This window comes from Pedobacter gandavensis, assembly GCF_032677645.1.
Classification (GTDB): Bacteria; Bacteroidota; Bacteroidia; order Sphingobacteriales; family Sphingobacteriaceae; genus Pedobacter; species Pedobacter gandavensis_A.
The window spans coordinates 214450-229311 of the sequence record NZ_JAVTSB010000002.1; the positions used below are offsets into that span (position 1 = coordinate 214450).

Genomic DNA, 14862 nt, shown 5'->3' on the forward strand with positions numbered 1-14862 from the left:
GTCTAGCGGTTAATAAAGTAATGGCGGTTAAATCCTTGAAAACAACACAATTAAAACGGACAGGACTGTTCCGATGACGGCAAACGTTTGAGTTCTTGCCTGGTTCAATGAGGCTGCTTTACCTTTATTAGGCTCCACATAGAGTACATCATTCTGTTTCAGATAATAATACGGACTGTCAAAAATCCGGGAGGAATTGAGGTCTAATCGTGCAAACTCTTTTTTGCCGTCATTATCCCTGATTAATAATACATTTTCCCTTCTTCCAAAAATGGTGAGGTCACCAGCCATACCCAGGGCATCCAGTACACTCACCTTTTCATTTGGCAGGATATAAGAAGAGGGTCTTGCGACTTCCCCCAGTACAGTAACTTTGAAATTTGCATACCTGACCTGCACGTTTGGGTCTTTATAAAAGACGGCGGCTTTGGTTTTCAGGAGCTCACGGGCTTCGTAAGTGGTTAGTCCGGCGACTTTCACTTTACCAATGATGGAAAGGTCTACTTCTCCGTTTTTATCAACGAGGAAGCCACTGGCAGCGGAAGTACTGCTTCCTGCGGTTGCAACTGCAGCTACAACATTGCTACTTACCATCTGACTGGCCAATTGATTTACTGGCATACCGGTTATTGGGTCAACAGTTATCAAAGAAATCGATAAAATATCATCAGGATCTATAGTTAACCCTTTAAAAGCGGCAGAATTTTCAACACTTGATTGGCCAGTAGCAGTAATATCCTGAAAATAAGGAACTTTTTTCGTCGTAGAACAAGCGTTCAGTAAAATAATAGAGAAAATAGCCAAATAATTCAGGTATTTTCTTGATAACAAAACTTTAACCATAGTAATTTCGATCTAAAAAACGGCTTAATCACCAGAATCATGTGAAAGCAAAAATAATCGTTTTAAATTTCAATTACACCTAGCTACAAATGGGTATTTAGCTAGAAAAACAGCTCCATATTCTTGAAATCAACATTTCCGAGCTTATCGTGAAGTCGTCCGCTTTGTATTTCCCGGGTTAAAGCATGTAAATGTTTCTCATGGTGCAGGTCTGTTCCTGCCAGATCATAGTATTTTTTCTGAAGCAGGTACTCTGCAAGTCTTTTCACGTCTTTTCCATAATAGCCGGATACGGAAAGCAGGTTCAATTGAAACAATACGCCCATTTCTTTGAAGCGGTGAAAACGTTGGTGTTTGTCCTGATAGAAACTATAGCGTTCGGGATGTGCCAATACAACTACATATCCTTTAACCTGGAGGTTAAAAATGATCTGCTCAATATTTGGCATTTCAGAAATATAAGACATCTCTATTAAGATGTGCTTATTGGGAAGGCAGACAAGGTCATTGCTCACGTCGAAATCTTCATTCACCATATATTCGGCAGCAGCAGCGGTCTCGATGTGCAATGAGGTGGCTTTTAAAGCCGTTCTGGTACTTTCTAAGGTGTTTTCAATGATCTCCTTATTATTAGGATACAACTCCGTAAAAATATGAGGAGTAGCCAGCAATTTTTTAAAGCCAAGCTCCTGCAAACTTTTCATAAAATTCAGGGCCGATGCCATATCTTTAGCACCATCATCAATACCTGGTAACCAATGTGCATGCATATCCACACCTAACCATTCAATATGGTCGATGTGCGTTTTTTTGTTAAAAAAAGAAAACATCTTAGAATTTTTAATTTTTTTGAAAAACAAGCCCGCATTTCATAACCCCATACAAAATCTGCTTGTCGTTTTAACAAAAATACAATAGCGATAGATTACCTGCGTTATAATTTGTTGATTCCGCTTGTAATTAAGGAAATATACCCGGTAATGGGTAGAAAACAGGGCCATAAAAAAGGGCCTGACATCATAAGATGCAGGCCCTTTTCTAAAACTATGACGATTACTTCTTGTATTCAGCAGCCAATTGAAGTGCTTTATAAGCATTCACAATACCACCACTTACACAAAGATCAGCAAAAGGAATTTCGTTCACTTTATCACCTTGCTCTACTTTCACTACCTGATCTACTTTAACAACAGATTTCATAATGATGTCTTTAACTTCTGATGCCGTTAAATTAGGGTAGTAAGAACGGATTAAACCGGCCAGACCAGCTACCACCGGAGCTGCCATACTGGTACCATTCAGTTTTTGGTACTTAGAACCCGGAGTCGTAGAATTGATGTTTACACCAGGTGCAAAAACATCTACTTTAGTTTTTCCGTAGTTCGAGAAATCAGCTTTCACTGTTTCATCATTTTTCCATCCTGAAGCACCCACTGTGATCCATGAAGCAGCAACACCGCCATCCAGGTATTCCGGATTAGGGAAATTCTGTTCCTCATCCAGGTTCTTATTGTCATTTCCTGCTGCATGAACTAAAAGCACATCTTTTGATACTGCATATTTCACCGCATCATCAACGATCTTTTTATCCCATGCATAGCCTTTTCCAAAGCTCATGTTGATCACTTTTGCCCCATTATCTACCGCATAGCGAATACCGTTGGCCACATCTTTATCACGCTCATCACCATTTGGTGTATTACGAACCGGCAAAATCACCACGTTATCAGCTACACCATTGATCCCAATATTATTGTTTCTTTCCGCAGCAATGATTCCTGCAACGTGAGAACCATGTAACGCATCTGGTCCGGCAACATCATTATTACCATAGAAACGGTCTTTAACATCATTAGGATCATCACCAACGATTGATCTTGGATCAAAATCAATGTTCAGGTTATATTCCACCTGGTCTTTAAAATGATCTAACCCACCTTTAACCTGATCATCATAAAACTCCTTGAAGCTGGTGTTTTGCAATTGCTGCACCATGATTCTCTGAACGTTTTTTTCCATATCATTTGTAGGCTTGAAATTCTGGAAATCCGCAGCAGTAGGATTTTCCTTACCGATCTTTTTTACCAATTCATCAACTGCCATTTTCAACCCTGTATAACGCGCAAGGTTTTCTTTAGCTTCTCCAATTTGCTTTTCAAATTCTGCTTTGTTCTTTTGATACGCTTCAAATGCAGGAAGGTCTTCGGCTTTTACTGAGGTTGCATCCAGGTTTGCAAACCTTGCATTATCTCTGCGCACTAAACGTGTCAGCTCCAAAGTTTCGTAATTGATAGAACCCTTCTCAGATCCTAAGAAACTCCAGCCATTTACATCATCAATGTATCCGTTTTTATCATCATCTTTTCCGTTTGCGGCTTTCTCTTTTTTATTTACCCAGATGACCTTTTTAAGGTCTTCATGTTTAATATCAACCCCACCATCTAACACTGCAACGATCACAGGTTTAGATTTCTTCCCTTTTAACAATTCGTTATAAGCCTTTTCTGTACTGATTCCAAAGGTTGAATCTGCGCTAAGATCCAGATTCTGCCAATTTGGTTTTTGCGCTACTGACACAAATGGAACCATGGCCAATAAGGACAAGCTTAATATTCCACGATAGCAAAAGTTCGCTTTCTTCATATTCATATTATATAGATGTTTTGTGCAAAGTTAAATAATAATTGAGGAATGGTGTTCGTATCAAATGTGCGACGATCACCTATATCCTTCCCATAAACGTAAAAAAGCCGGATAGAGATATCCGGCTAATCTTCAAAATCAGGTTTAATAGTTATTTTGACAAAACCAGGAGGTTATTCCCTCCCCTGCCTTTGTTTATTGCATAGCGATCAGTTCATAGAAATTTTTGATTCTCGCAAAAGAAGGATGTAAAGAAACCACATCTCCAAACACCAATAGTGCCGGCGCAGAGATCTTATGGTCTTCAATCAGTTCGGCAATGGTGTCTACCACGCCTATCTTGATGTTTTCATTTACAGAGGAGCCATTTTCAATGACAGCAACCGGTAACCTGTTTTTTCCTTCCTGTTGAAAAATCGCAGTGATTTCTCTGATTTTCTCAATTCCCATCAATACCACTACGGTTGCTTTGGATTTCGCGGCTACTTTCAGATCCGGAGAAAGCTCCCCGGCAGCATTTGTACCACTCAACACCCAGAAGCTCTCGCTCAGTGAATCATAGGTCATCGGGATTTTATGTAAACCCGGAACTCCTAAAGCACTGGAGATCCCGGGGATGATTTCGGTTTGGATGTTATAAGATTCTGCATAGTCCACTTCTTCAAAACCACGGGCAAACACAAAAGGATCACCGCTTTTCAACCGCACCACATGGCCAAAGTTTAAAGCGTAATCGATCATCAGTTTATTAACCGCATCCTGAGAAAAGGAATCATCATCAGATTTACTACCTACAAATATCTTAATTGCTTTTTCAGGCGCATGGTTTAGCAACGCTTCATTCACCTGTGCATCATACAACACGACATCTGCTGTATTGATGGCTTTCACTCCCTTTAAACTGATCAGTTCAGGATCACCCGGACCAGCACCTACCAATGTAATTTTAGGTTCTTTTACACCACTTTCAATCTTATTTAAAATCATAGCCTTAGGTTTAAAGGGATTATATATTTGTATTGATTATACAAATATATAAAAAGACTATAGAAGTAGTAGACTTTATCTGTAAATATTTATTTACTCGATGAAGTGACCATCAGTTTCGCGTGCAATTACATCTGCAATAGAGGTTTGGGCCAACACCTTTAGCGTAGCATCACGAACATCAATAAAGGTTTTTCTGATTCCGCAAGTGACTTCATCATGGCATTCATCGCATTTGCGATAGAATTTAAGACTGGCACAAGGCACCATGGCAATAGGGCCATCAGTGATGCGAAGGATATCCGCCAGGTAAATATCACCTGGTTCTTTATTTAAAGAATAACCGCCACCGGCACCTTTCTTACTATATAGATAACCTGCATTACGCATATCCAATAGAATTTGCTCTAAGAATTTGCGGGGGATCATTTCCTGTTCTGCCAACCTTACGATCTGCATAGGAGGGTTTCCAGCATTTTTTCCGAGCGCAACAAGTGCCTTTATTGCATATTTAGTCTTCTTAGATAGCATAAAGCAAAGTTAAGAAAAATCCATTACTTTCTCATCAGGTAATAATTTGTCAGAAATGGCCGGCAATGCCGAATTATATGGCTAAACAAGTCATTATGGCCAAAGCAACTGTTATTTTTCTGCCCTGCTTCAGGCTTTAAGCCCTCCCTATCCCACCATTAGTGAGTCCTCCTGTTTCTTTTGACCACAAAGTGTGGAACAATGCAACAGTTTTTGTTTTGGCACAACCCGAATAAACACTGATTACAAGCTAGTTAGCACACATCCAACCGCTTTGGCACCATTATGAACCATATCTAATCGTAATTGAAACAAAAAGAATTTAAATTTAAATATAGAGTTATGAAAAAGATCATCTTATCAGCAGCAATTTTAGCATTCGCAGGGTTAACACAAGTAAAAGCAACAGACGTTAAAAACCCGGTTATCATTAGTGTAAAACAAGATAGCACAACAAAAACTCCGGTTGAATTGAAAGATCTTCCAGATGCAGTAAAAACTACATTGGCATCCGATAAATATAAAGAATGGACTCCAGCAGCAGCGTTTTTAATCGTTAATGCCGACAAAACTGAGTTCTTCCAGGTAGATGTTAAAAAAGGAGACGAAGCTGCTTCGTTAAAAATCACCAAAGACGGTGCTATTATTGAGTAAACCATCAATAAATAACAATTAATATAGTGTACGAAAGCCGGATGTCCCCCGGCTTTCGTATTTTTGCTATAATTACAAGCGAGATTCTTATGGCAAAAATACTGATTATTGAAGACGACCTTACTTTTTCGCAAATTCTGGAAGGCTTCCTAACCAAGCATGGACATGAACCTTCCGCAGTCAATGAAGTAAAGAAAAGTCTGAAGTTAACAGCAGAACAAAATTTCGACTTATTCCTGGTCGATTACCGACTTCCCGATGGAACAGGACTCGATGTTTTGTCCCATATCCGTGGAATGGGGATGACCCAACCGGTGATCATCATGACCAGTTTTAACGATGTCAGAACCGCTGTAAAATCCATTCAATTAGGTGCCTTCGATTACATTACTAAGCCTGTAAACCCTGATGAATTGCTGATGATCATCAACAATGCTTTAGGTAAAAAAGAAAAACCCGCTACCGGCAATTCGATCGAACATGCCGACGCCATCAAAGGAAAAAGCAATATTGCCGATAAATTATACGAACACATCAACCTGGTTGCCCCAACAGATATGTCGGTCATCATTCAAGGTGAAACCGGAACAGGCAAGGAATATGCAGCCAGAGCCTTACACATGCACAGCAAGCGGAAGGACAAACCTTTTATCGCCATAGATTGCGGCGCACTATCAAAAGAACTTGCCGCAAGTGAGCTGTTTGGCCATGCCAAAGGGGCCTTCACCGGTGCATTAAATGATAAAAAAGGTCAGTTTGAAGTAGCCAACGGGGGAACCTTATTTTTAGATGAGGTAGGAAACCTGAGTTACGAAGTCCAGGTCAAAATGTTACGCGCCTTACAGGAAAGAACCATTCAGCCATTAGGCAGCACAAAAAACATTAAAGTAGATGTCAGAATTATTACAGCTACCAACGATGACCTTAAAAATAGTGTGAGCAACGGGGATTTCAGAGAAGATCTTTACCACCGTTTAAATGAGTTTAAAATCCAGCTACCTCCATTGAGAGACAGGGGAAAAGATGTGGAATTGTTCATCAACCATTTCATTAAACTTTCAAATGAGGAGTTAGGCAGAAATGTAAAGCACCTTTCTCCGGCTGCCAAAGACCTCTTGCTTCAATACGACTGGCCGGGAAACCTGAGAGAGCTGAAAAATGTGATCAAAAGAATGGTGTTATTAACGCCACATGAAACTGCAGAAATTGAGTCTTTGCCGGAAGAAATGATCATTTCTATCAATCAGGTTCCTAAACCTAATGGCTCCGATCTTAAAGCCATCAATGAAGTCAACGAAAAGATGCTGATCATCGAGACCCTGATTAAAGTAAAATATAACAAATCAAAAGCTGCCAAATTACTGAATATTGATCGTAAGACCCTATACAGTAAAATGGAACGCTATGAAATAGAGTAAGCAGGCTACATCGCTCTGATCTGAGCGATGAGTTTCTTTAATTTTCCGGATAATTCCCTAAGCCTTTTCTTGCTGTTTTCATCAGGACTATCCTGTGGATGAAGCAAAATCTCCAGTTGTCGGAAATCCGAAGCCAGGGCTTTGGCACCAATCTGGGCGATACGTCCAGCCAGCCTGTGGCTCAGTAAACTGAGCGTTGCCGCATCCTCATTTGTTATCCCCTCTTCTATCTCCTCCAGATCATTTTCACAATCCAATGAAAACCTTGTCAGGATCTTTTTCAATTGATCTTCATCATCAAAAGTCATTTTTCTCAATGGCCCAAGATCCAGCTCAATTGTAGCATCAGGGGCAGGTTCCTCTTTTTCTTCCACAACTTCTTTTGAAAAAGAGGTTGCTTCCAGCTCTTCCGAGAAAACAGCTAGTAATTCATTTTCACGGAAAGGTTTCATCACCAACCCATCAAAGCCATTCTTCAAAAGAAACTCCCTTTCATCAGGCAGTACCTGCGCAGTAATGGCAAAAATCTTAACACTGGTTCCCAATTTCTCCCGCAGCAGACGGCAAAGTTCGATACCATTCATTTCCGGCATTCGCATATCCAACAGGATATATTTTAAACCTTCCGCAGCATCCGCTGCCTGCAGTAATTGCAATGGAGAATCGAAGCTTTTATAATCAATGTGATTGCGTTTAAAAATGATCGTGCAGAGTTCTAAAATCAGCGGATCATCATCCACCACCCAAACCTTAAATGGTTTCCAGCTCAAACGGTCTTTGGCTTGAGACAAAGTCTCTTCTATCGGCTTATCGGCAACTTTAAAGGTAAGGTAAACCGTAAACACACTACCTGAGCCTTCTTTACTTTTTACATAAATCCTACCGCCCTGGGTTTCTATCAGCGATTTAATAATGGTCAGCCCCAAACCGGTTCCAGCCTGATGTAGGATTTCCTGATTGTCTGCATTTACCTGCTCAAATTCATTAAAAATCAGCGCTTGCGAAGCATCTGAAATACCAATACCAGTATCCTTTACCATAAAAGTAAAATGCAGGCTTGCCCCTTGTCGTTTATAAAAGACGGATAAAACGACCTCCCCTTCATTGGTGAATTTGATCGCATTCCCTAGTAAATTATAAAGGATTTGCTTTAAGCGGAAAGGGTCTCCACTGATATATTTTGTTTCATGGAGCGAGAACTCTGTGCGTAGTTTCAGCGATTTCCGCTCTGCCTGGGGACGCATCACAAAGACCACCTCTTCCAGTAATTTAGCAATGTCAAATGGCTTTTCTACGAAGGTAAACTTCCCTGAAATGATCCGGTTATAGTCTAACACCTCATTTACGATCTGCAATAAATGTTCTGAGGAATGATAAATGGCATCAATATCCCTGGCTTTTGGTTTATCCTGCTGACGAATCAGTTCGGCATAACCAATAATCGATTGGAGTGGCGTTCTGATTTCATGACTCATATTAGAAAGGAAACGTTGCTTTGCCATCCCATGATATTCGGCCAGATCTCTGGCCTGCTCCAACTCATTTTTATAACGGTTACTTCGGGTGATGTCGGTTAAGATGAAATAAAGCATTAGGAGCATGAGCAAGAAAAACACGAGCATAATGATACTAATCGTATTGATGCCGGTATTGACCACATGTTTGGCCTGGATACCGTTGAGCTCAATCTGGGTCACCACCTCCGATTCCACCTTCCGGAGAATGTCCAGCATCTGATTGATCAAAAGATTGTTTGCATTGGCCAGCTCCGCTTCTTTATCCAAAAACCGCGCACTGTTCCGACGTTGTTCTTTTTCAATATTCCGGAGTGTTTCTTCGAGACTCTTAGACGTTTTATCCTCATTTGAAAGAGAGATGGTATCTACTTTCAAATTCTTTTCATTGATAATCTTATAGGATTTATTGTCTTCGCTTTCTTTCTTTTTTCCAAAAAGGCGACCAAAAAAGCCTCTGTTTTTATCTTCTGAGGAATAAATGGTGGTGGTAGATGTTTGCAACTGAGAAGCCAGAACGGTACTGTCGTTCCCTCCTTTATTCACCAGTTCACTCAGGTTTTGCACCTGGGTAGAGAAAGATTTGTTGTTTACCAGTCGTTCTCTAACCTTCAGGTAATTGACAAACTGGTTATCACGTTCCTTCAATAGTTTTTGAATACTGCTGATCCGCTGAAGTTGCACGGAATCTTTCGCATATAAATTAGATAAAGAATCCAGAGAAGCGCGTAGCTCCCTGGATTCTTTTAAAAGTTTACTATAATTTTTTGGATCATTGGAGGCTTGTGTTTTCTGTAACTGATCCAGCCGGCTGATCTTTAAAGAAATGAGGTTCACCATCCTCAGCCGTTCACTAGGCGTAGAAATGTTCTCTACGGTATTCAGCATTTCATTAAAAGCGACCTTACTCACCGCCCAGGCCATAATCAGCGCAAAACAGGCGAGTAGAACGGCTAAAATCACCTTTCCTTTGATCGCTTTAAATAAACTTTTCTTTGGGGTATCACTCATTTTCACAAACACAATTTCAAATGTACAGATAGAACAGCAAGGAACCTGCCATGATCTGTGATTTGAGAAAATTTAGGCGTTTCCGAACAAATAGAAGGCGATAACCAGCGTAATAATCACATTAAACAACTGCGCAATCAGGAAGGCATACAAAGGTTTTTTACTTTGATTACCGAAAAGATCCTTGAAATTGGTCTCTAAACCAATACTGGTAAATGCCAGTGCAAACCATGCGCCCTGCAGGTTTTTCAAGCTGTCTTTTACCCCCGCAATCGTGGCTTGCGGCAGGAAAAAAGAAAACAATAAAGAAGCACCGATGAAACCCAAAACGAACTTAGGGAAACGTTCCCAGATCACGCCAACAGTTGGTTTCACCCGTTCTCCATTTTCATCCTTATGATTGGTATAAGACCAGTAGATACTGATGGCAAAAGCGGCGATTCCCAGCAATACATTTTGCGAAAACTTAACGATTGTACTGATTTTTAAAGCCTCTTCTCCTACTAAACTTCCCGAAGCCACTACCGCACCGGAAGTATCAATACTTCCGCCTAACCAGGCACCGGTTACGGCCTGAGGGAAAGAAAAATAATGGGCGATATAAGGCATAAAAATCATCATCGGGATAGCGGTAATCAGTACCATCGAAATTACATAGGATAGTTTTTTAGAATCCCCTTTGATGGCTCCCGAAGTAGCAATAGCCGCAGACACCCCACAGATAGACACTGCACTGGAAATCATCATCGTTAACTCATCGTCTACCTTGAGTTTACGGCATAACCAGTAAGCGAAATACCAGACAGAAACCACGACCACCAAAGCTTGAATCAAGCCCAGAGAACCGGCTTTTAAGATATCTGCAAAGATGACTGTAGTACCCAGTAACACCAATCCGATCTTTACAAAAAGCTCCGTAGAAAGGGCTGAAGTAAACCATTTGGGAAGTTTGAAGAAATTACTGATCGCCAGGCCAATCATCAGACTGAAAATTACAGCTTCCAGATTCAGCGCACGCATGCTGGAACTCCCGGCAATTAATAAGGCAATAATGGTGAGTACATACACTACCGGAAAACCCATTAAGAAGTTTTTCACAGATTTACCCATGATGAATGCGCCTATAGCGCCAATCACGCTCATAAATACAAATTGTATTAAAATCGCGCTTAAATTATTCAACTGGAAAATTTTGTCGGTTAAACTGGCAGTGTTTTCCCATTTAAAAACAGGAATTGGTAACAGGAAAAAGAAAAGACTACTCAGGATCACGGCTGATCCGAGAATTACGACGGCCCAATCTTCATGAATTAGGAATTTGTTGGTTTTGGTTGAAATTTTGGTCATTTATAGGTTCATTTATTTGTGTGTTGTAAATTAATAATTAATTTCTGAATGATTCATCCCCAAAAACCTTGATTCCGGGGCGTCGGACAATAAAAAAGCCAGGTCATCCAACCTGGCTTTTAACCAAACAAAACTTAGATCTAACCAAACATCTAATATTTTTAAAGCATCAGTCCGGACGGACTGAGAATCAAATTCTTAAAGCTTTCTGGTTCAAATATAATAAAGTCTACTAATTTAATAGAATATATTTACAAATAGTTTTTACTCCAGGGAAACAACACTCATAATCACCCTTTAAAAGGCATTCAGAGGAATCAGATATGTACTTCCCTAACATATCAGCAAACAAGTTAAAAATCCGATGCAAAAAAAAGCTGCGAAAACATAGAATTTCCGCAGCCTTTTATAGTATAGTATATGTTTTTATTTTTTACAATCTACCGGAGCAAAAGTAAACCTTCCTTTATCGAAAGAAATCGGCTTTCCTTTTTCAAAATAAGACTTGCCTACAGAAGTTACAATCTGGCCTACACCTAATATCAATTTCCCGTCTTTCTTTAAAAATGCCAATGGATTTTTATAAACTTCTGGATTATTCTTACCTATTTTAAAGGTATAATCCACAAATAAGGTGTCGCCCTTAAATCCCCCGGCTATTTTACCTACATTATCTCCCTTATCCTTAAAATTGATCAAAAGATCTCCGGTAATTTTACCATTAGCACTGGTATTCAAATGAAGATCTGCAGTATCTACACCATCAATAGCCAGATAACACTCGCTACTAACTACTGAATCCGTTTTAGCCGCAGCTTTTTTTTCCGAATTATTGCCCTGACAGCTATACGCCAAAGGCACTGCCATACAGGCCAGATAAAGAATTGATTTTTTCATGATAAAATGATTTCGATAAGTAAATGGTTAATGGTCAATGATTAACTCAATATAATGAATAATTATTTTTAATGAAACTACTTGCCTTGTAAATTAGCAGATTCATTATCGAAATAAACAAGAAAACGAAAGTATTGTTCTATTTATTTAGCGCAAAAAGCGCCCAGCTGATCACAAAAAAGCCCAGCCCGGTAATCACTGGTGGCAACATCAATTTAGGTCCGGACATCCCCACAAAAATAATAGCAACCCCCAGGATGATTAACAAAAATGCGGAGATGGTTAAAACTGTTCTTTTTTCCATAGTCTTTAGAGTCAGCTGGCAATATATCGAACTTTATGGGGGATTGAAATTAAATGCGCTTAATTTAGAATATAGTACGCTGTTTATGGAAACATCGAAAACATGACCTTGATCAGGAAATGTTTTCGATGTGTAAATACCATTGTGCTCAACTTACTGGTAAGTAAACCAAACAGTAGCTTTACATCCTTGATCAGCTATTGCACGTACCCAGTGTGCACTAAAACCTGCCGGGAATTGATAATCAATGGTTTTCCCCGCTTTTACCTCAAAAGTTTTGTATTGATGAAAGCCGGTCAGATCAAAGTCGATCTCGAGTGTAATTTTGGTGTCTTTGTCTGCCGTTAACGATACCTTTTTCTGATCATATCCAGTCATTAAGTAAGGTAATGAAGGCTCATTGGCTTGTACATTACTGTTCTTCCATACGCCACCTTCTCCGGTCGCTTTACCCATTTTCCAGAGATCATCGATACCTCCGTACCACAACCCGTTAGTTGCCTCTCCAAAATAATGATCATCCTTTTTAGCATCCAGCTTAGTTCCACTCAACACCAATAAGCCTCTCCAGGTACAGAAGTCAATGATTTTCTTTTTATGTGTGGTAACCGGACGCGTAGCGATAAACCCGGATTCGCGACCCACCTCATAAAAAGTACCCTGAATATTCAACATAAAGCGTTCAGATTCTATTTCTCTTTTATCCCTGTAAGCAAAAGTCTCGTAATTAGCATTAGCTGGCAGACGAAAAGTACCCGTTTTATCTTTGATGATGACAGAAGCCTCATCCATCGTGTAGTTTTTCTTTATAGCCAACAGTCTTTTCATTTCCGCGGTACTATCTGCTGTATTGGTTAAAACCTGAAGTTTTTCATCAATTTCCGTGTATTTATTTTTGTTTGTATTGAATACCTGTAGATTCTTATTGTACCCGGAAGGGCGAATTAAATTCTCATTAATTTCCACCTTCTCGTTAATCCCTGCAAGGGTATTAAACATTGGATCCTGATTCTCGTGCATTTTACCTGTAAAGTGAAAAAATGCAGAAGCCTTACAATCGGCATCAGTTTTAAAACGTACCCAGGTTGCTTTAAAGTCGGCCGGAAAAATAAAAGAATGATAGGTATTGGCAGGAACAGCAATGGTTTTATAATTAACCCAGTTGTTATTACCTGATTTGTCGATCTCGATGCTGAAGTTTACCGTTTTGCTGGCATTTTGCGCCAGGTGTAATACTTTTTTATCGAAACCATTTACCAAAAACGGATCTGATGCGATACCGGCTTTTACATCATCATTATCCCATGGACCGCCCCAGCCTGTTGCCCCGCCCCAGTTTTTTAAATCGCTCCATTGGCCAAACCAAAGGTTAGATTGCGCCCGACCTGCCATAGGATTTTCCAATACCGTAGTTTCATCCGTAGCCAAGACAATTTGATTGTTCCAGCTACAAAAATCTGGAATGTATCGTAAGTGGCTACTTACCGGAGCAATACCGCCACTGTTTTTCCTGGAGAATGATTTAGGGAAATCGTACATCATACCATGCATGTCCATTAACATTTTTCCATTGCCCACCTCACGTATGCGTGGCCATTCCGTATACCATCCGCCTCTATGGTCGTAAGTACGTGCTGCTTTTGGCAACCTGTAGGTATACCATTGCCCATTGTCCAGTAGTTTTAGGATCACTGAACGTTTGTCCCATCCGATGCTCCAAAGGGGGCTTTTATCTGTTGGCGAGCCATAAATCCCTCCCGGACCGGTTACATCAGTAAACTGACGTCGTTCTATAATTTTCCAGGTCTTACCATCCCAGCTGGCCAGTACCCCCTTCTCTTCTTCATTCTTCGGCAAGTCCCCTGCCTCAAGCATCTCTTTTTTTAACTTAAAAACGGCTTCTTCCCCGTTATTAGCTACAATCAACTGATTTTGAGCAGTGTAAGCCCCTTTACCATGCCAACCCGGTACCGGTTTGTTGAAAAGCTTTTTTGCCGCGAGTGTATTCACATTAACCTCATAAAGCATACCTTCCATATCATAAAAGTAAACCATGTTTTTAGGATCGGTTAAATGACGTGCAGTGGCAGTCATCCTACCTGGCATGACCGAAAAAGGGATTGTTCTTATCTTGCCCTTATCATCAATAAGATAATTACTGGTGATCAATTGATTAGATTCCTTATGGATCATCCGGTTTGCCGGAGTACCACCAATACTTTCCGGATGTATGGTCACTTTTAGATTTTTATCTATGCTATACAGCTTATCGGAACTTCCGAGTGGTAAATGAGGAGAATAAGTGACCATCCACAATTGATTGGCCCATGGCGTAATTGCGCCAATACCATTTTCTCCTCCATCGCCATTCGTTTTCTTTTTACTTCCGGGCAAAGCCCAGCTTTCGTTAAAAGTTGCCAGATGTGGATAAACGCCGCTTACCTGTAAGGGCTTACCAGGATTTTGTGCCATAACATTTATTGCTAAAAAGGCAGAACCGAGTATAATGGGTAGTTTGAGTTTAAAGGTATTCATCAATTTATTAGTTAATTTTTGTGTGTTTTATTTTAGGTATTATTAAATCTTACAATGACTGCTGGTTGCTTTGAAATATTCAGCTTTTATGTAAATTTAAGAGCCAATAACCAGGCATATTCAAAAGAGATTATCCAAAGTACCAACCATTATTATTTACAAGCCAACAAACTAACCA

General features: G+C 40.0%; 12 protein-coding genes. 2 read left to right on the forward strand and 10 right to left on the reverse strand.

From position 1 onward, the window contains the following. Positions 1–27 precede the first annotated feature (27 nt). The 5 genes from R2Q66_RS04365 to R2Q66_RS04385 all read right to left on the reverse strand — a co-directional run bounded on the left by R2Q66_RS04365 (position 28) and on the right by R2Q66_RS04385 (position 5004). Complete coding sequence (locus R2Q66_RS04365) at positions 28–843, reverse strand: polysaccharide biosynthesis/export family protein (protein WP_316746787.1); 816 nt, start codon at positions 841–843, stop codon at positions 28–30. Between the two features lie 101 nt (positions 844–944). Further along, the gene (locus tag R2Q66_RS04370) at positions 945–1673 is read right to left on the reverse strand and encodes a tyrosine-protein phosphatase (protein WP_316746789.1); all 729 of its coding nucleotides are present in this window, start codon (positions 1671–1673) and stop codon (positions 945–947) included. 223 nt (positions 1674–1896) lie between these two features. Continuing rightward, the gene (locus tag R2Q66_RS04375; RefSeq protein ID WP_316746790.1) at positions 1897–3492 is read right to left on the reverse strand and encodes a S8 family peptidase; all 1596 of its coding nucleotides are present in this window, start codon (positions 3490–3492) and stop codon (positions 1897–1899) included. Positions 3493–3681: 189 nt separating this feature from the next. Continuing rightward, entirely contained in the window at positions 3682–4473 is a 792-nt protein-coding gene (gene cobA / locus R2Q66_RS04380) for a uroporphyrinogen-III C-methyltransferase (protein ID WP_316746791.1), read from the reverse strand. A 93-nt stretch (positions 4474–4566) separates the two neighbouring features. Beyond that, positions 4567–5004: an Rrf2 family transcriptional regulator gene (locus tag R2Q66_RS04385; protein WP_316746792.1), complete on the reverse strand. Its 438-nt coding sequence runs from the start codon at positions 5002–5004 to the stop codon at positions 4567–4569. Positions 5005–5346: 342 nt separating this feature from the next. On the opposite strand from R2Q66_RS04385, the gene R2Q66_RS04390 reads away from it, so the two are divergent. Together R2Q66_RS04390 and R2Q66_RS04395 are read left to right on the forward strand one after the other, a co-directional pair. Then, positions 5347–5658, forward strand: a complete 312-nt coding sequence (locus tag R2Q66_RS04390; protein ID WP_316746793.1) for a hypothetical protein — start codon at positions 5347–5349, stop codon at positions 5656–5658. 89 nt (positions 5659–5747) lie between these two features. Beyond that, the gene (locus tag R2Q66_RS04395) at positions 5748–7076 is read left to right on the forward strand and encodes a sigma-54 dependent transcriptional regulator (protein ID WP_316746794.1); all 1329 of its coding nucleotides are present in this window, start codon (positions 5748–5750) and stop codon (positions 7074–7076) included. 5 nt (positions 7077–7081) lie between these two features. On the opposite strand, the gene R2Q66_RS04400 is transcribed toward R2Q66_RS04395, so the two are convergent. The 5 genes from R2Q66_RS04400 to R2Q66_RS04420 all read right to left on the reverse strand — a co-directional run bounded on the left by R2Q66_RS04400 (position 7082) and on the right by R2Q66_RS04420 (position 14684). Next, complete coding sequence (locus R2Q66_RS04400; RefSeq protein ID WP_316746795.1) at positions 7082–9601, reverse strand: ATP-binding protein; 2520 nt, start codon at positions 9599–9601, stop codon at positions 7082–7084. Positions 9602–9673: 72 nt separating this feature from the next. Next, on the reverse strand, positions 9674–10948 hold the full coding sequence (locus R2Q66_RS04405; protein ID WP_316746796.1) for a YeiH family protein: 1275 nt from the start codon (positions 10946–10948) through the stop codon (positions 9674–9676). A gap of 426 nt (positions 10949–11374) precedes the next feature. Then, on the reverse strand, positions 11375–11845 hold the full coding sequence (locus R2Q66_RS04410; RefSeq protein WP_316746797.1) for a hypothetical protein: 471 nt from the start codon (positions 11843–11845) through the stop codon (positions 11375–11377). A gap of 139 nt (positions 11846–11984) precedes the next feature. Then, the gene (locus tag R2Q66_RS04415; RefSeq protein ID WP_316746798.1) at positions 11985–12149 is read right to left on the reverse strand and encodes a hypothetical protein; all 165 of its coding nucleotides are present in this window, start codon (positions 12147–12149) and stop codon (positions 11985–11987) included. Positions 12150–12302: 153 nt separating this feature from the next. Then, positions 12303–14684: a hypothetical protein gene (locus tag R2Q66_RS04420; protein ID WP_316746799.1), complete on the reverse strand. Its 2382-nt coding sequence runs from the start codon at positions 14682–14684 to the stop codon at positions 12303–12305. Positions 14685–14862 lie beyond the last annotated feature (178 nt).